General features: G+C 68.4%; 18 protein-coding genes. 5 read left to right on the top strand and 13 right to left on the bottom strand.

Annotated features, from left to right (window positions below; all coding sequences use genetic code 11):
• Positions 1-2 precede the first annotated feature (2 nt).
• From GY937_25545 to GY937_25490, 12 genes are read right to left on the bottom strand one after another with little or no spacing between them, the layout of a single operon-like run.
• Complete coding sequence (locus GY937_25545; protein MCP5060081.1) at positions 3-320, bottom strand: hypothetical protein; 318 nt, start codon at positions 318-320, stop codon at positions 3-5.
• An 11-nt stretch (positions 321-331) separates the two neighbouring features.
• Positions 332-862, bottom strand: coding sequence for a baseplate assembly protein (locus tag GY937_25540; protein MCP5060080.1), 531 nt, complete (start codon positions 860-862; stop codon positions 332-334).
• A 23-nt stretch (positions 863-885) separates the two neighbouring features.
• Positions 886-1,956, bottom strand: a complete 1,071-nt coding sequence (locus GY937_25535; protein MCP5060079.1) for a hypothetical protein — start codon at positions 1,954-1,956, stop codon at positions 886-888.
• Between the two features lie 3 nt (positions 1,957-1,959).
• Positions 1,960-2,232, bottom strand: a complete 273-nt coding sequence (locus GY937_25530; GenBank protein MCP5060078.1) for a hypothetical protein — start codon at positions 2,230-2,232, stop codon at positions 1,960-1,962.
• A gap of 18 nt (positions 2,233-2,250) precedes the next feature.
• Positions 2,251-2,973 carry a hypothetical protein gene (locus tag GY937_25525; GenBank protein MCP5060077.1) on the bottom strand — a complete coding sequence of 241 codons (723 nt, stop codon included), beginning with the start codon at positions 2,971-2,973 and terminating at the stop codon, positions 2,251-2,253.
• Positions 2,974-2,975: 2 nt separating this feature from the next.
• Entirely contained in the window at positions 2,976-3,221 is a 246-nt protein-coding gene (locus tag GY937_25520) for a hypothetical protein (protein ID MCP5060076.1), read from the bottom strand.
• Positions 3,208-5,229, bottom strand: a complete 2,022-nt coding sequence (locus GY937_25515) for an ATP-binding protein (GenBank protein MCP5060075.1) — start codon at positions 5,227-5,229, stop codon at positions 3,208-3,210. Before GY937_25515 ends, GY937_25520 begins: the two co-directional genes overlap by 14 nt.
• Positions 5,229-6,599: a DUF4255 domain-containing protein gene (locus GY937_25510; GenBank protein ID MCP5060074.1), complete on the bottom strand. Its 1,371-nt coding sequence runs from the start codon at positions 6,597-6,599 to the stop codon at positions 5,229-5,231. Before GY937_25510 ends, GY937_25515 begins: the two co-directional genes overlap by 1 nt.
• The gene (locus tag GY937_25505) at positions 6,599-7,345 is read right to left on the bottom strand and encodes a hypothetical protein (protein ID MCP5060073.1); all 747 of its coding nucleotides are present in this window, start codon (positions 7,343-7,345) and stop codon (positions 6,599-6,601) included. Before GY937_25505 ends, GY937_25510 begins: the two co-directional genes overlap by 1 nt.
• The gene (locus tag GY937_25500) at positions 7,342-8,124 is read right to left on the bottom strand and encodes a hypothetical protein (GenBank protein MCP5060072.1); all 783 of its coding nucleotides are present in this window, start codon (positions 8,122-8,124) and stop codon (positions 7,342-7,344) included. Before GY937_25500 ends, GY937_25505 begins: the two co-directional genes overlap by 4 nt.
• A gap of 1 nt (position 8,125) precedes the next feature.
• Positions 8,126-8,626: a phage tail protein gene (locus tag GY937_25495; GenBank protein MCP5060071.1), complete on the bottom strand. Its 501-nt coding sequence runs from the start codon at positions 8,624-8,626 to the stop codon at positions 8,126-8,128.
• 55 nt (positions 8,627-8,681) lie between these two features.
• Positions 8,682-9,968 (bottom strand): phage tail sheath family protein, encoded by a 1,287-nt coding sequence (locus GY937_25490; GenBank protein MCP5060070.1) that lies wholly within the window; start codon positions 9,966-9,968, stop codon positions 8,682-8,684.
• A 1,537-nt stretch (positions 9,969-11,505) separates the two neighbouring features.
• Here GY937_25490 and GY937_25485 point away from each other — a divergent pair.
• The 4 genes from GY937_25485 (at position 11,506) to GY937_25470 (ending at position 15,403) form a co-directional block, all read left to right on the top strand.
• A complete protein-coding gene (locus GY937_25485) occupies positions 11,506-12,036 on the top strand; it encodes a site-specific integrase (GenBank protein MCP5060069.1) in 531 nt (176 codons plus the stop codon).
• A gap of 36 nt (positions 12,037-12,072) precedes the next feature.
• Positions 12,073-12,441: an addiction module toxin RelE gene (locus GY937_25480; GenBank protein ID MCP5060068.1), complete on the top strand. Its 369-nt coding sequence runs from the start codon at positions 12,073-12,075 to the stop codon at positions 12,439-12,441.
• Positions 12,442-12,472: 31 nt separating this feature from the next.
• Positions 12,473-12,811 carry a helix-turn-helix transcriptional regulator gene (locus GY937_25475; GenBank protein ID MCP5060067.1) on the top strand — a complete coding sequence of 113 codons (339 nt, stop codon included), beginning with the start codon at positions 12,473-12,475 and terminating at the stop codon, positions 12,809-12,811.
• An 84-nt stretch (positions 12,812-12,895) separates the two neighbouring features.
• Positions 12,896-15,403, top strand: a complete 2,508-nt coding sequence (locus GY937_25470) for a DEAD/DEAH box helicase family protein (GenBank protein MCP5060066.1) — start codon at positions 12,896-12,898, stop codon at positions 15,401-15,403.
• A gap of 280 nt (positions 15,404-15,683) precedes the next feature.
• Here the strand turns inward: GY937_25470 and GY937_25465 are convergent, their stop codons facing one another.
• Positions 15,684-16,736: a hypothetical protein gene (locus tag GY937_25465; GenBank protein MCP5060065.1), complete on the bottom strand. Its 1,053-nt coding sequence runs from the start codon at positions 16,734-16,736 to the stop codon at positions 15,684-15,686.
• 547 nt (positions 16,737-17,283) lie between these two features.
• Here GY937_25465 and GY937_25460 point away from each other — a divergent pair.
• Positions 17,284-18,042, top strand: coding sequence for a transposase family protein (locus GY937_25460; GenBank protein MCP5060064.1), 759 nt, complete (start codon positions 17,284-17,286; stop codon positions 18,040-18,042).
• Positions 18,043-18,142 lie beyond the last annotated feature (100 nt).

Here is an 18,142-nt window from a genome sequence, read left to right as displayed (position 1 = left end):
GGCTACACCGACTGCGCGCGGGTCTGGGTGGAGGCGACGATGACCGTGCCCTGCGGGGCGCCAGTGGTGGCGAGGCACAGCCCCGTGCTGCCCTGCGACAGCGTCGGAACGCCGCCCACGGTCACGCGGGTGTCAGCTACGACCCACTGGACCTGGACGCACGGGCTCGCCGCACCGCCGGGCGCAAACGTGCAGCCCGAGATGATCATCGCGTCCGTCTGCACGGCCACCGGGGCGCCCGCGGTCACGTTCGCGTTGCTGGCGACGATGTTGACGCTGCCTCCGTGGGGGCAGATCAGCGTGGCGCCGGAGTCGATCATGAAGCCCGACATCACCGAGCCTCCAGGGCGCCATTGTTCAGGCTAACGGCGCCGCCGCTCAGCTCCACCTTCGCAGGGCTAGCCTCCAGCGAGGCCTGGCTCCCCTCGAGCTTCAGCGTCGCCTGTCCGCCCTCGGCCACCAAGTCGGTGGTCAGCGTTACCACGGCGCCGTCGGTCTGCTCCAGCTTCATCTCCGATCCGTCGTCGTCGATCCGCAGCTCGGCGGCGGCGGTCTTGAGGACCTTCACCCCAGGCACCGAGTCGCCCGGAACCTGCCCGTCGCCCCAGAAGCAGCCCGCCCAGATCGGGTAGCCCGGATCGCCCGCCTCGAACTCCACCCAGACGCCCGTGCCCGCTTCCGGGATGAAGTACATGCCCACGCCGTCGCCCGCGTAGGGCACGCACGGCATCGCCCACACCTCGATGTCGCCAAGCACCGCCGGCACCTGGACATTCAGCCGCCCCAGCTTCGCCGGGTCGTCGTTGTCGACCACGATGCCCCGGTATTTGCCGAAGTGGCGCGACTGCACCCACGTCAGCATCTCGTCGACCAGGTCGCGCAGAATCATCCAGCCCCCCAAGCGTTGCGGGCGAGTTCGAAGCGCATCACGTGCCCTGTCGAGTCGATGGTGTGGCGCACGCGCGTGACCAGATACCGTCCGCTGTGTCGCCGCCCGGCGCCCGCCAGCTCGACTAGCGTGTGCGCCCGCAGCACGCCGCCCAGGGCTGACACCGTCGTGGACCCGGTCCCCTGAACGAACAGATCCGCCTCGATGAGCGCGCCCTCCGCCCGGGCCCGCAGGTCCGCTGCGTCGGCCGTTGGCGCGGAAAGAAGCATGGTCCGCGTGTCGCCGGTGATCTGCTGAAGCCCCTGGTCGCCCAGGAGCGTCAGCGGAGTGGAAGCCGCGCTGCCGTCGGCGGCCTCTAGCGTGCCGGCGTCCAGGGCCTTGGCTGTCGTCGATGTCGGCCGCTCCGCGTCCCAGCGCAGGTCCAGCGCCTCCAGGTTCGCCGGATCCAGGTTGATCGCCAGCTCCTGCGCCGCCGAGGATCCCAGGTCGAGGCGCTTGAAGTGCCCCGTCTCGATCCCGCTGGTCGCGTCGCAGTCGACCCAGAAGACGAAGCCGTTGCGACGCGCTAGGCGCTGGAGCAGCCGCAGGTCGGTCTCGCGCTGGACCAGGGGCCGCCCCGTCTCGCTGTAGCGGGCGTCCGTCGACGTCACGTCGGGGACCAGCCCGTACTCGGTCAGCACCAGCGAGGCCACGTCGCTGTCGGTCACCTCCAGGTGGGCCACCGTCTTCGTCTCGCGGTCCATGGTCATCGACGTGTCGGCGCCCAGCACCTCCAGTGTCGAACCCGCCCCACCGTGGAGGAGGTGGATGCGCTGCCCGGTGACAGGTCCCTTGACCAGGCAGACCTCGCCCTCGGGCGACGGCGCGCGCATGGACAACGTCGTGCCCGGCGATAGGCGCCCGTCGGACAGCCAGGTCAGGTCCCCGCCGGCCGGGGTAACCGCATACTGCAGGCTGAAGAGGGTCGGCTCGCCGAGCCGCTCGGTAACCTCGACGACCGTCGCGCCGGTGATCTCGGCGTCGGCGGTCTGACCCGAGTCCACGAGGATGGCGACCCCCTGCGGCATCGGCTAGCCCTTCACCGGGATGGGGATCTCGGCTTCCAGCATCAGCGCCTCGGGCACCACCGCGTCGGCCTGCTCCGCGATCCGCCAGAAGCCGGTCGGCTCGTCCAGGTAGCGCCCAGCGAGCACGTCCAGGCGGGTGTCGGCCTTGCGCTGGTGGTAACCGGCCAGCGTCTGGTCGGGCGGCGGCGCCGGCTCGACGACGGTGACCGTGCGCCCCCGGCGGTCGGTCACCGAGTAGGTCTCGGCGTTGGCGAAGCGGCTCTTGTTGTCGAACATGGCAGATGCTCCGGCAGGTCAGAAGGGCAGCAGTGACAGGACGTTCCCCAGGCCGCTCCCCATGTGGGCGGCGGCCAGGAGATCCCGCTGGACCCGGGTGTAGCGGTAGGCGCTGCGGGCGATCTCGGCCGCAATGCCGGTCTGGGCGCCCTCCCCTTCCTCGGGGAAGGCGCGGTCGGTAAGCACTTTCACGCCCAGGCTGACCGACGCGCGAATCGGATACAGTGTGGGCGACCATGCCTGCTCCTCGACGGAGTAGCCGGTGATGCGGATCGGCATGACCAGGCCGGGGCTGAACGACAGCAGCACCACCGGCACGATGGACCGAGGCACGGCGCCCGACGCGTCGCCGCTGATCAGCGAGACCACGTCGCCAAGCAGACCGCCGTCCTCCTCGACCGGGTAGAGCATGCGCTCCAGCGCCGCCAGCCGGTGGGCCACGCCGCTTACCGCCGCGATAGGGTGCTCGTCGGGCTCCTCCCAGTCGTCGGTTGCGTCGAACAGCAGGGTCAGATCCAGCGTCTCCTGCGGGTCGTAGGGCTGGATCTGGGGATCGGACTGGGCCTCGCCCTCGGGCTCCTCGCTGGACTCCGGCGGCGCCCACGGCTCGAGCTTCCGGGTCACCGACTCCGGGTTGTACTGGAAGGCCACCACATTCGGCACCGGACCGATGAGCCCCTCGGTCAGCTGGATCAGCGCGCCCTTGGTTAGCTTCGGGCTCCGCGGGAAGGCGCTCGCCACCGTCAGGCCTCCAGGCCGAGCTGGACGCTCAGCCGCAACACGATCTGCTCCGCCAGCTGGTCCAGCGGCTGCGCGGTCGGCAGGTTCACGTCGACCTCCAGGCGGCCCGCATGCGACGGGAAGCGCCCGATGGCGGCCCGCGCGGCCAGCCGCTCCTCCACGAGCGTCCCCAAACGCACGCCCTCGGCGCGCGTCAAGCCGGGCACGCGCAGAACCAGTTCGTTCACGTGGAGATCAGCGAGAGGCATGGAGCTCCAGCCTCGCCCGGTCGGCCCGGGACACGCCCCGCCCGACCTTCCAGAGCTCGCGCTCCACGCCGGACAGCAGGTGGGGGAAGGACACCGGCGCCGCATCGCGCCGCGCCTCCAGCAGGGCGGTCAGGACCGCCGACTTGATCTGCGCACCCGACAGGTCGAATGCGTTGGCAAGGCGCGTGAAGCCCTCCGTGAGCGTCGCCGCGGCCTCCGGACCTGCCATGCTCCCCACGAGCCGCTGCCAGAGGGTCAGCCGCAGCGCTGCGTCTGGCGGCGTGAACTCGATGACGTGCCGCAGGCGCCGCACGAAGGCCGCGTCCAGGTTGCCCCGACGGTTGCTCGCCAGGATTGCGAAGCCGGGCCACGTCTCGATGGCCTGCAGCAGGTAGTTCGTGTCGGTGTTGGCGTAGCGGTCGTGCGCGTCCTTGATCTCGGTACGCTTGCCGAACAGAGCGTCCGCCTCGTCGAAGAACAAGAGTGCGTCCAGCCGCTCGGCGGCTGCCAGCACCTTCTCGATGTTCTTGGAGGTCTCGCCGACGTACTTGGACACCAGCGCCGACAGGTCGATGCGGAAGAGGTCCACGCCAAGCTGCCCCGCGAGCACCTGCGCTGACATGGTCTTGCCGGTGCCGGGCGGGCCGGTGACCAGCGCGATGAGCCCCTTGCCCTGAGGGAAGAGGCGCTCGATCTCGGCGTCCTCCCAGAGGCTCCCGCGGACCTCGGCCTCGTAGGCCAACTCGCGGAGCAGCACGTCGACCGGCTCGCTGACGACCAGGTCGTCCCACGTGAACGTGCACGGCAGCCGACGCGCCAAGTCCCCCAGCTTATCGCGCATGGCGGCCTTGACCTCGATGGACGCAGCCGTCGCGCCGTCGGGAGCCAGCCACGCGGCCCGGCGCACCTCGCCCACGGTGACGCGGTGGCGCCGAGACAGCGCACGTAGCTCATTCGACGGCCACGCCGTCGACGCCGGCACAATGGCGCGCCACAGGGCGGCGCGCTCGTCCACGGTCGGCAGCGGCAGCGCCACGTCGATGTGGGGCCAGTCCACCGGGCCCTGGTGCCGGTCGCCGGGCCCGTTCAGCACGACCTGCACCGGAAAGCAGGGCGGGAACGGGCTCCACGAAGGCGGCGTCACCCAGGCCGGCCCGGCGTGGTCCAGCCAGGCCTGGCGCTGGGCCCGCAGCTCGACCGTGGCGCGCTGCTCGGCGGGCACCCCGCCCGTGTCCACGGCGATGAGCCCCAGCCCCAGCTTTCCGAGCACGCACGCTGCGAACGTACGGCGCCCGCTGCCGACCGGACCGTCGACCCGCAGCACGGCCCCGGGAGCACCAGTGCCCAGCACCTGCTCAAGCCGACGCGCCGTGTCCGTCACGGGCCACCGCGGGAGGGGGTCCAGCGGCCTCACCTGGCGTGCGTGGGCCAGCAGCGCGTCGTCGAGCACGGGCTCGCCCGACAACCACTGCACCAAGCTCGCGCACATGCTCACGAGCGCCGGCGCTCCCACGCGCGGAGCCTCAAGCGCGATCAGCTGCCACGCGAGCACGGGGCTCGCCTTCGACAGCACGAGGGTCCGGTCGTGGCCGAACAGGCGGGCCGCGGTGGCGAAGGTCGGCGCCGCGCCGGCGCCGCCGAGCAGCGCGCACAGCTCGCCAACCTGGGGATCGACCGACGCCGCCAGCACCAGCGCAACGAGATCCGCCTCGGCCAGGCTGAGGTGCAGCACCTGCACCAGGCGGTCGACGGGGGTGTCGGTCAGCGCGTCCCAGGCGTCGCGGGCTGAGCCGAGCTCGCTGCGCAAGGACGCGACCTCGGGGGTCTCCGCCTGCCACGCTGCCTCGGCCTCGGGCGAGTCCGCGTCGTCCAGCAGCGCCTTGACGCGGTCCCCATCGGCCAGATGCGACATCCACGCCAGCCGCAGCCGCGCGCGGAGTCGCACCAGATCGCATAGCACGCCCAGGTGCTCCGGCCGCTCCGTGCTCTCTTGGGCCACGGCGTGCATCAGGCAACCGCCCGCAGCCAGGTGGGCGTCGAAGACGCGCCGTTGACCGACACGCTAACAGGCTGGAGGCTCAGCTCGGGCAAGTCGGCGGGAAGGAAGACCTCGAGTGTGGTCTCGTCGACCACGCGGAACTGGCCCGCGGCGACGGTCCCCGTGACCAGGTTATCCAGCTCGACGGCCCCGACGCGCAGCCGCACCGAGCGCGGGTCCGCGGGATCGGTGGGGATCGGGTAGTCCGTCGTGCCCCGGAAGCGCCAGCCGCTGAGCGTGAACGCCGCCGCCTTGGAGACGTCGCCCAGCATCGGCCCGGCCGCGGCGACGGGATCGAGGCGCGGCGCAATGAGGATGGGCGTCTCGTTGGACGAGTTGACCACCGTACGCACCGACGAGCCGACCCTCACGGTGTTGCGGACCTGCACCGATGCCGACCACGTCCCCGGCATGGTGGGCGCGGACCCCATCCACTGCGCCACGGTGGCGAAGACCCGGTCGGCGCTGGCGACCAGTCCCCACTCGGCCGCGTCGACGTCGAATGCGCCGTGGTCTCCGCGCAACCGCAGCGCGGTGCCCTCGCCGTTGAGCGCGCTGCCCTCGAGCTCGAACGCCGCGTCGCCGTGCTCGAAACCGGGGGCGATGGCTGGAAAGCTCTCCCTCAGGGTGACCTGCGTCGGCCTCAGGGTGACGATGCGCGGAGCCGCCTCGCCGCCTACGACGATCGACGCGGTCGACCGGCTGCCGGTCAGGGTCGGCGCGCCCGTCGCGAAGATGCCTGAGCTGTACTCGAGGACCGGCGAGGACGCCGTCACAGCCGGCTCCGGCTCGATCATCACCACCGAGACCTGGTAGTAGGCGGCCATCCGGAGCGGGGCCTCGCCGGCGGTCCAGTAATCGACCGCGTCGTCGGACGGCACGGGCCGGAGCGCGATGCGGAAGCGGTTCTGCCGGCCGTGCAGCCCGAACTGCTCGAGCACGGGCGAGGTGTCCACCACCTCGTCGTCGGTGATGATGGCGTAGTCGTGGAGCACCCGCATGGCGCAGCCCATCAGCGTCTGCGCGAGCAGGCACCCGTCGATGGTGTCGCCCACCTGAGCGGTGAGCTGGTAGTACAGGTTCAGCCCCAGCGACTTCTCGCGCTGGCTCCCGCCGCCCAACCCGTCGCCGGCTTCGTTCTTCGAGTGGGCGTCCTCGGCGACGTGGTAGAGGTACATGCCCAACTGCGCCGCGCCTCCCGCCAGGACCACGTCGGGGGGCATGGGCGACACGGACAGCGTGAGGCCCCCGCCGGACGGCCAGCCGGCGGTCTTCGGGCAGGCGTTCTCCAGCAGCCAGGTCAACGTCTGCGTGACCTTGCACAGGTCGGCGAGGGACATCAGCTCTGCCCGAGGCCGAAGGGGAGCCTCGACGACGAGCCGGCCTTGGTGTCGAGCCGCGCGCCACGGCGGCGGGGGCGGCGGGGTACCGGGGGCGCAGGCGGAGTGGGCCGCGTGACCTCTACGACCAACCGGCGGATGGTGACGGACGGGCGGGCCCGAGGCGCAGGTGCGGCGACCGGCTGCGCCACGACCTGACCCGGGACCTGGCGCAGCAGGTCGTCCAGGCTCTGGACCGGGGTGGCGGCGGCGGCAGGTTCCGGCGGCGCCTCGGCGCTCCGCTCGGCGGGCTGTGGGCCCTGCGCACGAGCGCGCTCAGCGGAGGGGACCACGGCGCGATCCGCGTCGGGGCGCGACGCTGCAGCTGCCTCGCGCACCGTCTCCTGCACCACGCCGTGCACGACGTGCACGACGCGCTCCTCGCCACCCACCTGCTCATGCGGCCCATCCGCGAGACGCGTTGAATCTGGCGGTGGGTTCCGCTCTCTCGCGCCCGGTCGGACGTCCGGCGCCATCACCCGCTCGGGCGCCGGCTGTGCGGCCTTGGATGAGACGAGCTCGCTGGCCGGTGGACGCTCCGCCGGCAGCCTCACGGGCGCCGCGATGTCGCCGCGCGCCGCGAGATCGTCCGGGGGCAACGCCACCGAGTCCGGACCGTCGGGCGTGGTCCTGGCGCGGGGCTGCGCCGTGGCCTTGGGAGCCGCCTGTCCCATTGCTCGGTGGGCGATGCGCTCGAGGTAGTTCACGCCGCCCCTCCGAGGCCCTCGCGCTCGAGAAGCGCAACGAACGCCCGCCGATCGACTCGCGGGAGCCCCAGGATGTCGGCCAGGCCCCAGCCATAGGCGCGCGCCAGCATGTGGACCTCGCCCAGCAGGCCCGAGCGCTCGCGGAACAACGCGCCTAGGAGCAGGTCCTGGACGCTCACGTGGACGGAGTTGTCGCCGCCGCACTCGGGGCACCGCGCGTCGGCCTCCAGGTCCAGCACCGGCGCAGCCTCCTCCAGCGCCCGTGCCGCGGCTGCCAGGTCGACGTCGCCGCGCCCTTCGCCGGGCTCGACGATGCAGCGACGCAGCAGCACCTGCGCGGCCGACGCAAGGGGGAGCGACGCGACGGCCTGCTCGTCCTCACCGGTCGGCACCCTCAGCTGCGTCCCGTCCTCCAGCCGAACCTCGCGCTTCAGCGGCGCGAACTGCACCTTGTCCACCAACGCCGTCAGCGCGAAGCCCAGGTCGAACTGCTCGGCGCAGCCAGCGCACGTGGCGGTGGCCGCGACGTGATCCCCGAAGCTGTCCCGGTACACGGACGCGAGCAGGCGGTCCCGCTCGGCGACTGTCAGGCGAGCGGCGTCGCCCGGCCCGGCGCAGGTGCCCGGCGCGTCGGCGAGCAGCCGGTCCAGCAGGTCGCACGCCTGGTGCGCGTCGGTCCCGACGACGGCCTGCTCGTCCACACCCCGGAGCGCCATGAGCCGAACGTGACCGTCACCGAGCCGAACGACCGAGGAGGGGGTCGGCAGGACGTCGGACACGTCAGGCCTCCGTGGGTTCGGTCACTGCGTCGTCGCGGACCCAGCCCTCGTTCTGCAGCGTCAGCATCTCGATGGCTACCGCGTTGCCGTTGGCGTCCATCTCCGGCAGCGACGAGTACTCCGACACCCAGCAGCGGAACACTTTCCACGCGAGCGCCACCTGGCCAGCCTCATTGAGCAGCTCGACGACGACGTCCTTGCGGAAGTTCTTCAGCGAGATCGCCGCGTCGCCATCCGTGCTGTAGACGAGGTTCGCCCAGCCCTCGAACTCGGTGTCGTGCGTGACGCCACGCTCGAGCGTGATGGGCTCGAACTTCCAATGGCTCGGCATGACCCGGACCGTGCTGGGGTCCCCGCCCTCCCGGTGGGTGACCGGCTCGGTCGAGCGCTTCAGCGGGCTCATCTTGCTGACGCCAGCCACGTAGCGGCCATCCCACCTCAGCCGGAACTTGAAATTCTTGTAAGGATCGAATCGTTGGGTGTTGACGGTGAACTGTGCCATGGCGCGGTGGTCCTCCCCTACCTGACGTTCGATACAGCCGACGAGATCGGGACGATCAGACCTCGGACTGACCAGCCATCTGCTGCAGCGACAGCACGACGAACTCGGCGGGCTTCAACGGCGCGAAGCCGACCCACACGTTGACAATGCCCAGGTTCTGGTCCGTCGTGGTCGTCGTCTCGCTGTCGCACTTCACGAAGTAGGCGTCCGCCGGCTTGGTGCCCTGGAACGCCCCCCTGCGGAAGAGGTCGTGCATGAAGGCGCCGACGTTCAGACGGATCTGCGCCCACAGCGGCTCGTCGTTGGGCTCGAAGACGACCCAGCGCAGCCCGCGGTACAGACTCTCCTCCATGAAGTTGGCGAGCCGTCGCACTGGTACGTACTTGTACTCGCTGCCGGCCTCGTCGTAGCCATCCATGGTCCGGGCGCCCCAGACAATCACGCCGTCGGGCAGGTCGCGGATGACGTTGATACCCTTGGGGTTCAGCACGCCGTTCTGGGCGTCGCTGAGCCGCTGCCCGACCCCGACGATGCCACGCAGGTCGGCGGCTGTGCCTGCCGGAGCCTTCCAGACGCCGACCGTGCTGTCGGTGCGGGCCATGATACCCGCGACGGCGCCGACCGGGCTGATGGACACGGTGAGGCTGCCCTCGCGGATCTCCAGGCGCGGGTAGTACAACGCCGCGTACTGCTTCGAGACGCCGACCCGCAGGCCGTTGATCTGGTTGGACGGGACCTGGGCGCCGCTCCAGTCGACGGGCGGCTCCATCAGCAGCAGCGCCCGGCTCTGCTCTGCGAAGACACTCGCGTTGGCCCACAGGGAGTCGACTAACTCCGGTTTGTCCTTCGCCCGCGGCAGCACCAGAAGGTTGAAAAGGTCCACCTCCTTTCGAACGATGTTGTACGCATCGTCGTAGCTACTGGTGTCCAGCCCTCCGGCGGAGCCGTTGGCGCCGGCCGAGCCCAGGGTCTGGAACGTGCCCCCGCCGCTGGTGCCCAGACTGTAGTAGCGGACGTTGTCAACCGACCCGGCTCCTGGCGTGGTGATGACCCAGCCGCTGGTGCGGTTGTCGTCGGAGCCCGCCGCAACGGGCCCGTCGGTGGGCACCACGACCAGGCGCCACCCCGACAGCTCCGCCTGCCAGGGGAACGACTCGCCGGCGGCGACCAGCGCCGAGTTGGAGGCGATGGCGTTGATCCCGTCGCGGAGCTCCCCGAGCTTGTCGGCCAACGTCGTGCCTGGGAGCGCGATGGCTACCGGCCCCACGACGGTCGCGATGCCCAACGAGTCGTACTTGTTGAGCGACACGTTCGTGCTCCCGGCGCCCGCCAGAGCCGCCATGTCGGAGAGCGTCAGCGGGCTCAGCGTCACGCCGGTCGGAGCGGGTCGGAACGCCGCATACGCGCCGATCTCCAGGCCCCCCTGCTCGGCGCCGATCTGGAGGTGGGCGGCCGCGTCGTCCGTCGTCGACGTGCGCACGCGGACGCTGCCGCCGGTCGCGAGGCTGGACGTGAAACGCAGCAGCACCTCCGTGCCGAAGGTCTCGAACGAGGTAGAGAAGGACCCGGGCAGGGTCAGCGTCTGCGCCGCGAAGGCTGCCGTGATGGCGGAGTCGATATCGCCAGCGGTAGTCGTCGCGTCGGTGTTCGCGGCCGGCAGGGTGACCCCGATGTACGGGCTGCCGTCGACGCTGATGCGGATCTGGTTCCGAGCCGACGTCACCGCAGCGTCCCAGGCCGCGATGAAGTTGGCGTCGGTCGAGTCGTCGAGAGCGAGCGCGCCCGTCGACGAACTTGGATCCGGGGTCAGCGGCGTTCCCTGCACGGCTGCCGTCACCAGCTTGGAGTTGGAGTTAAGGAAGGTCTGGACGTAGTTGCCGCTCGACGGGTCCATGGACAGCCCGGTCCACGACTCCGTGTCCTGGGCGACAATGGTCCCGTTGCCCCGGTCGGCCCAGCGGAACAACGTGATGTTGAACGTCCCCTCGGGGTCGTTGCCGTTGTAGGTCAGGGTCGCGCGGATCTTGTCGCCGTCCGAGCCGGGGTGCCGGGCCGTCAGCCGCAGCACGTCGGTGTCGTCCTCGGCCTCCAGCGTGACCGCCGCCTCGGTGGCGCCGTCGGCCACGCGCAGGACGTAGCAATCGGTCAACCCGTTGAGAAAGGCGAGCTTCACGTGCCGCGTCATGTCGCCCGCGGAGGTGTCGGCACCGTAGACTCGCTCGTAGTCCGTATACGAGAAGCAGCGGGTCGGCTTGTCGACGGGGCCGGTCTTGGTGAAGCCTATGAACAGGCCCACCGAGGTGCTGACACCGCTGATGGTGCGCACACCACTGGGGACTTCCTTGACGTAGACGCCAGGGTACGAAACTGAGGCGGCCATTTGCATCCCTCCAGCGCGCAGTCGTCACATCCACCCTGCGCGAACCGGCCAGCGATGTTTCCAAGTCTCCAGTCCTACCAGCGCGAGCACTGCAAGGACTGATTCCCTCCAACAGTTCCTCTCTCATATCACGCCCAGGAACACCGTGGCCACTCTAATCGGGGTTCGAGTTGATCGGGATCAACTCCCAATCACGACGTTGAATCCAGAACCTCCAGCGCAATGGGTCACAACGTCCCACACCCCTCAGAAGGACAACGACCGGCTGTTGATCGAGGCGAACACGTCAGTCCCCGGCCCAGTCAACGTCTCGACGGACGAGTGGAAGCAACAGCCAGGATTCCTCTGGCCGGGCCGAAGGTGGTCGACACGCCTAGATCGGAGCGATTCCAGCCACTTGAGATCGTGCGCGAGAATCGCCGCTTGAATTTTCGCCGGAACGGTGGGCACCTCGGAGGCTAGGCAAGGATACGGCCGCCCTGAAGATCTTCTGCGGAGGTTGCTCAGCACGGATCCCCGCTACAAGGAGAGCTACTACCGCGAGCGCCGCTGGATCGCGAATGCCCTGCGCCTGGAGTGGAACCGGGCCGCTGAAGCGGTCGGCGTCAAGGTGCGCATGTACGAGGGCACCAAGCACTCGAGCGCGAGCCGCTGGCACTCCTCAGGAATGCCGCTCGAGCTGGTGCGCCGGATGCTGCGACACCGGGACGTCCGTTCAACGGAGCGCTACCCGAAGCTCGCAGACTCGGCGCTCGTGGAGGCCTTCGGAGCACATCACGCCCGGCGTAGCGACCGCCGCCAGACCCGAAAGCGTGCTCAAGGTGTGCTCAAAGGCCGAAAAGGCACCCGAAAAGCCCAACGAAATCAGGCACCTGTGGCGAGGCGGACGGGACTCGAAAGCCCAACCTCCGGCCGTAAGTGCCCGGAAACGCAGGGATCCGGAGCCCTGAAAGTTGTATCCCGCGTGTATCCCAGGTCTGGAGTGGTCCTCAAGGGTCTGCTCACTCAAGCCGATATTAGCCTTGACTGATAATTAGCTTCAGCTACTACTCTGTGATCCTGGGGGATGTCTGAACCGTTGACGGAGGTCGAGTACACCGATGAGTTCGGCGTCTGGTGGAATGGTCTCACGGAAGCCGAGCAAGAAAGCGTCGCGCAAGGAGTCGGTCTCCTCGAGGCAAGGGGCACTACGCTTGGGCACCCGTACAGCTCGGGAGTCGCCCAATCGAGGCACACGCACATGCGCGAGCTTCGGATCCAACACCAGGGCCGACCGGTTCGCGTGTTCTACGCCTTCGATCCACACCGGGCTGCGATTCTGCTGGTCGCTGGCGACAAGACCGGAGACGGCCGTTTCTACGACCGGATGGTCCCGATCGCAGACCGCCTCTACGACGAGCATCTCGACCAGTTGAAGCGCGATGGCGCTACCTAGAAAATCGATCCGAGACCAGAGAGAGACGACCATGGCACGACCGTTCAAGGAGCTACGAGACCGGATGAGCCCCGAGGCTCGTGAGCGCGTCAACCGCCGCGTGCGCGATGCGCTGCAGGAGATGACCCTACAAGAGCTTCGACAGCGGGTCAGCGGGCTGACGCAGACGCAGCTGGCCGATCTGATGAAGGTCACACAAGGGGCAATCTCCCAAGTCGAGAACCGCCACGACGTGTTGCTCAGTAAGCTCGCGAGCTACGTTCACGCGCTCGGTGGCGAACTCGAACTCATCGCGCGCTTCCCGGACACCAACGTGCGAATCACCCAATTCGACAGCGAAGACGAGGCGCTGACCGCGGCCAACGAGTAGACCATCCAGGATCCAGCCTTCCAGCACCCACGACTGCTGAAGGGCCTCGGCGGAAGAAGCGCTCGAGCCGGTAGAATCACGCCGATGGGCGACGCGGAATCGAACCGGACCACGCTGCTCGAGCGGATTGCCCGAGAAGAGGCTCAGCTCGCCCGCGCGGAGGCGAGCCGCCAGAACGCGGAGAAGCGCCTCTCGGCCCTCAGAAGCCAGTTGGCCGCCGTCGCCCCCGAACGTTCTTCAGCGGCTCAGCAACAGACTGCACTCACGCCGATGTCGGCCGCGGAGAAGGTCGATCTGTTCCAGACACTCTTCCGCGGCCGAACCGATGTCTTTCCAACCCACTGGCACAATGCCCGGAAGCAGACCAGCGGATACTCACTGGCCTGTTCGAACGAGTGGGCTCCCGGCGTCTGCGAGAAGCCCCGCGTCAAGTGTGGGGATTGTCCCCACCAGGCATTCCGGGCGGTCACGCACCAGGTGATCCTCGACCATCTCCAAGGTCGACACATCGCTGGTGTCTATCCTCTTCTCGAAGACGAGACCTGCTGGTTCCTCGCTGTCGACTTCGACAAGGCTGACTGGCAAGCGGACGTTCGGGCATTCTGCCAGACCTGCGAACGCTTCGGGCTTCGCGCGGCTGTCGAGCGCTCACGCTCCGGGAACGGTGCGCATGTTTGGTTCTTCTTCTCCCAGCCGGTTCCGGCCATCGATGCCCGGCGCATGGGCTCGTACCTGCTGACCGAAACGATGGCGGAGCGGCACGAGCTGCCAATGACATCTTACGATCGGCTCTTCCCGAATCAGGACACGATGCCCCGCGGCGGGTTTGGCAACCTGATCGCCTTGCCGCTCCAGCATGCTGCGCGCCAGCAAGGGAACACCGCATTCGTCGATGGGAACTGGGCGCCCCTCCCGGACCAGTGGATCTACCTCGCTTCGATTCCTCGCATCGAGCCAGCCGTCGTCGAGAAACTTGCTGGCGAGGCCTCGAATCTCGGCAGGGTCCTCGGCGTCCCGATGGTCGGAGATTTCGAGAACAGAGCCGGTTCGGCCCTGCCAATGCGCGCTCCATGTGCCTCCACTGCACTTCCCAGCCAGGGAGCCCCGCCAAATCGAGTACGGGCGATCCTCGCGGGGCGGCTGTTCGTCGAGAAGACAGGTCTCTCGTCCCCCCTTCTCAACGAGATCAAGCGTCTTGCCGCGTTCCAGAACCCTGAGTTCTACAAGAAGCAGGCGATGCGCCTCTCCACCGCACTCACACCCCGAATAGTCAGCTGCGCGGAGGATCTTACAGAGCACGTAGCGCTTCCGCGCGGATGCCTGGGCTCGGTCGAAGACCTGATGAGCGCGCACGGGGTTGGACTGGTCGTTCAGGATGAGAGGACACTTGGCAACGATCTCGAGGTCGGGTTCCATGGCGAACTCAGCCCGGAACAGGCCCGCGCTTCGAAAGCACTCCTCGCTGCGGATACAGGGGTCTTCGTGGCGCCCCCGGGCAGCGGAAAGACCGTACTTGGCATCCAACTCGTCGCGGCGCGCGCTCGAAGTACGCTGATTCTCGTACACCGGACACAGCTCCTCGAGCAGTGGCGCGCACAGCTCGCTCTCTTCCTCGAGCTCCCTGCGAAGGAGATCGGACAGATCGGCGGAGGAAAGCGCAAGGTCACCGGAAAGCTCGATGTGGCCATGATCCAGAGCCTTGTCAAGAAGGGCGACGTGGCAGACGAGGTGGATGACTACGGTCACGTGGTCGTCGACGAGTGCCACCACGTCCCGGCAGTCTCATTCGAACGTGTGATGAGCGAGGTCCGGGCGAGGTACGTGGTCGGGCTCACAGCAACACCGAAACGGCGGGACGGCCATGATCCGATCTTGTCGTTCCAGCTCGGTCCGATCCGCGACTCGATCGATCCACGAAGCAGCGCCGCACGAAACGCGTTCCAACACTCGCTCATCGTGCGGGAGACAGCATTCCAGATGCCGGGTGGCGATTCGGCTCCAACGATTCAGGCTGTCTACGGTCAGCTTGCAGCGAACGACGAGCGGAACGAGCTGATACTGGACGACATCCTGCGGGCTCTCGAAGCCGGGCGATCGCCACTGGTCTTGACTGAACGCAGAGATCACCTCGACCACTTGACCGAACGGCTGAGCCGCATGGCACGGAACGTGATCGTGCTCCGCGGTGGAATGGGATCGAGGCAGCGAAGAGCCACGGCAGAACAGCTGGCCGAGATTCCCGACGATCAAGAGCGGCTGATCCTGGCGACGGGACGTTTCGTTGGTGAAGGGTTCGACGACGCCCGACTCGACACGCTGTTCCTGACGATGCCGGTCTCTTGGAAGGGCACTCTCGTCCAGTACGCGGGGCGGCTGCATCGAAGCTATCGCGGCAAGAGCGAAGTCCGGATCTTCGACTATGTGGACACTCAGGTGCCGATGCTGGCGCGGATGTTCACGAAACGCCTCAAGGGCTACACGGCGATGGGATACAGGCGACGAGTCCAGAGAGAAATCGAAAGCGCCGCGAACGAGCACACCATCGAATATGACTACGAAGCGCCGCGCGGTGCGGATGAAGATCCGTTTTGAGGGATACCAACTCGAATCCGGGCGAGCTCCGCGAATCTGGCGCCCTGACAAAGACCAGTGGGTGCAAAGGACCGACCAAACCAATCGTCGCCGCAACCAAGCGCAGCCAACCCGAGGAACCAATCACAACCAAAATGAAAATTGCTTAGCAAATTCAATAAGTTATGGCGGGGCGGACGGGACTCGAAAGCCCAACCTTCGGCTGTAAGTGCGCGGAAACGCAAGGATCAGGATCCCTGAAACTTGTATCCCGCGTGTATCCCAAGCCTGGCGCTTCACCTCAGTCGAGGACCGCGTCGACGACGCGCTCGACCAGCGCACCGCCGAGCCACGACAGGAGCGGCAGCAACAGCACGATCCCGAAGCGCCGAAGGGTCGCTGCGTCGAACGGCCACTCGCGCGCCCGGTCGAGACGGGCCTCGAAGGCCAGAAGGCCGGGCAGGCGCTGCGCGGCTTCGGCCGCCCCGGGACCGAGGGCGGCTACAGCCTCGCGGTCGCGGCGGATCTCTTGGCGCACGCGCGCGATCTCGGCGCGCTTGGCCGTGCGCAGGTTGCGGTGCACGCCGCGCATGGGGATCAGGAAGGCGCCGGCGGCCACGGCGATCAGGAACGCGCTCGCCGTCAGCTCGGCGAAGCTGCCCTCGGTGATCGCGATGGAAAGGGAGGCGAGCGCCGCCGCGCCCGCCCACAGCAGGGCCGCGCGCAGGGCCATGCGGCCGAGCGGCTCGAAGCGCTCGCTCTCGAGCGGGTCGGGGGCGGGAAACGCGCCGGCGGCCCGCGCCACGGCGCTGAGCTGGGACAGGGTGAACCAGGCGGCGCGGGTCGCCAGCCAGAAGGCGATGGCGATGGCCAGGACCGAGAGCAGACCGTCCGGGTTCCAGGCTCGCAGCAGCAGAAGGTCGCGGGCAGGCGGATCGATCGAGGCGGTGAAGAGCAGGCCTGACGCGAGACCCGCGACGCCGGCCACCCGCCCCCCGCGCAGGGTGGGCTCGTCCAGGCCCTCGAGCGCGCCGGCCAGGCGCAGGGCGTCCAGGTCGGCCGTGTTGCCCGCCGCGATCGCCGCGCCCGCGGCCAGGGCGTAGCCCGCCACCGCGGCCGAGAGGGCGAAGCCGAGCTGGGAGTCCGTGAAGGGACCGATCATGATCACGTCGTCCGCGTCGAGCGGACCCGCCACCAGCTCGACCAGCGCGTAGAGGCCCAGCATCAGCCCCGTGAGCAGCAGGCCCACGGCCCAGGCCGGAAGCGGCAGCCGCTGGACGACGCGCCACTCGAGGCTGCGCGCCCAGCCGACAGTGGAGTCGGCTTGGAGTTCGGCGCGGGCGCACGCCGTCACGGACTGGCGAGCTCCCGGATGCGCGGCTTCGCGAGGGCGTGCGCACCCACCGGCGAGGAGAGGCCGCGCACCGTAGATGTGGCGCGCAGCCCCACACCGCAGCTCGCGCAGAAGGCGGCGGCAGGCGGGGCCTCGATGGCGCAGCGCGAGCAGATCATGACGGCGGGAGTCTACTCCGTTCTCGGCTGTGCGTTCTCACTATCGGATCGGCCGCTCCCCGTTGCTGAGTCAGAACCGGGAAAGCGTATCGCACGCCCAACCAGCCCCGGTAGCCTGGTGAGTGTGCGCGGGATCGTGCAGGCTCCCCGCTTGTCGTGGTTGCCCTGCTCTCTTTCGCGATCGCCCTGCTCCACTCGCTGCGGGCCTGCTTCCGCAACCAGAGTGAGCAGGCCCTCGTCGAGCTTGCCCTTCGCGAGCAGCTCGCAGTCCTCGCCCAGCCAGGACGACGACCCAGGCTCACGTCCTTGGACCGTGCCTTCTGGGTCCTGCTGCGCCAGCTCTGCCTCGCTGGAGGGAGGTCCTGGTCGTCGTCCAGCCCGAAACGGTCGTGCGCTGGCACCGGAAGGGGTTTCGCCTCTACTGGCGGTTCCGCTCCGGGAGGCGACCCGGCCGGCCGCGCATCCCCAAGGAAGTGCGACTGCTCGTCCGGCGCATGGCGCTGGAGAATCCGTGGGGTGCCCGAAAGATCCACGCCGAACTCGCGAAGCTCGGTATCGAAGTCAGCCTGGCGACCGTCTCACGCTACCTCCCGAGGCGACCACTAGATCCGGCGCGAGGACAGAACTGGCTGACTTTCCTACGGAATCACAAGGATGCCATCGCGGCGATGGACTTCTTCGTCGTCCCGACCGTTCGCTTCCAGCTCTTGTACGTCTGGTTCGTCCTCGACCATGATCGGCGACGGCTGATCCATTTCAACGTTACGACGAGTCCGACGGCCCGCTGGACGATCCAGCAGTTGCGGGAGGCATTTCCCTCGGACACCGCCCTTCCCTTTCTCGTCTACGACCGCGACTCGATCTTCTCGGCAGAGGTCACCGCCACGGTTCGGAACCTTGGGATCGAGCCCGTACGAACGGCGTACCGCAGTCCCTGGCAGAACGGGTTCGCCGAACGGTGGGTGGGAACCTGTCGGCGCGAGCTCCTCGATCACGTGATCGTTTTCGGCGAGGGCCACCTCAGGCGGCTTCTTGCGAACTACGTCGCCTACGAAAACGTCGAACGAGTACACACGGTCCTCGAGGATTCACCCAGCGGTAAGCGGCCGGATATCGCCGTTCTTCCCGGGCTCGCCGGCGAGATGTAGACCCACCGCATGACAATCCGGGAGGAGGCGGCATGCGGGTGCAAGCGAACGGGAAGGTGAGGCGGTCGAGCGAGGAGTGGCGGGAGATTCTCGACCGGTT

This window comes from bacterium (genome assembly GCA_024228115.1).
Classification (GTDB): Bacteria; Myxococcota_A; UBA9160; order UBA9160; family UBA6930.
Note: the sequence above shows the minus strand (reverse complement) of the source record. Positions and strands in the feature narration are given on the sequence as shown.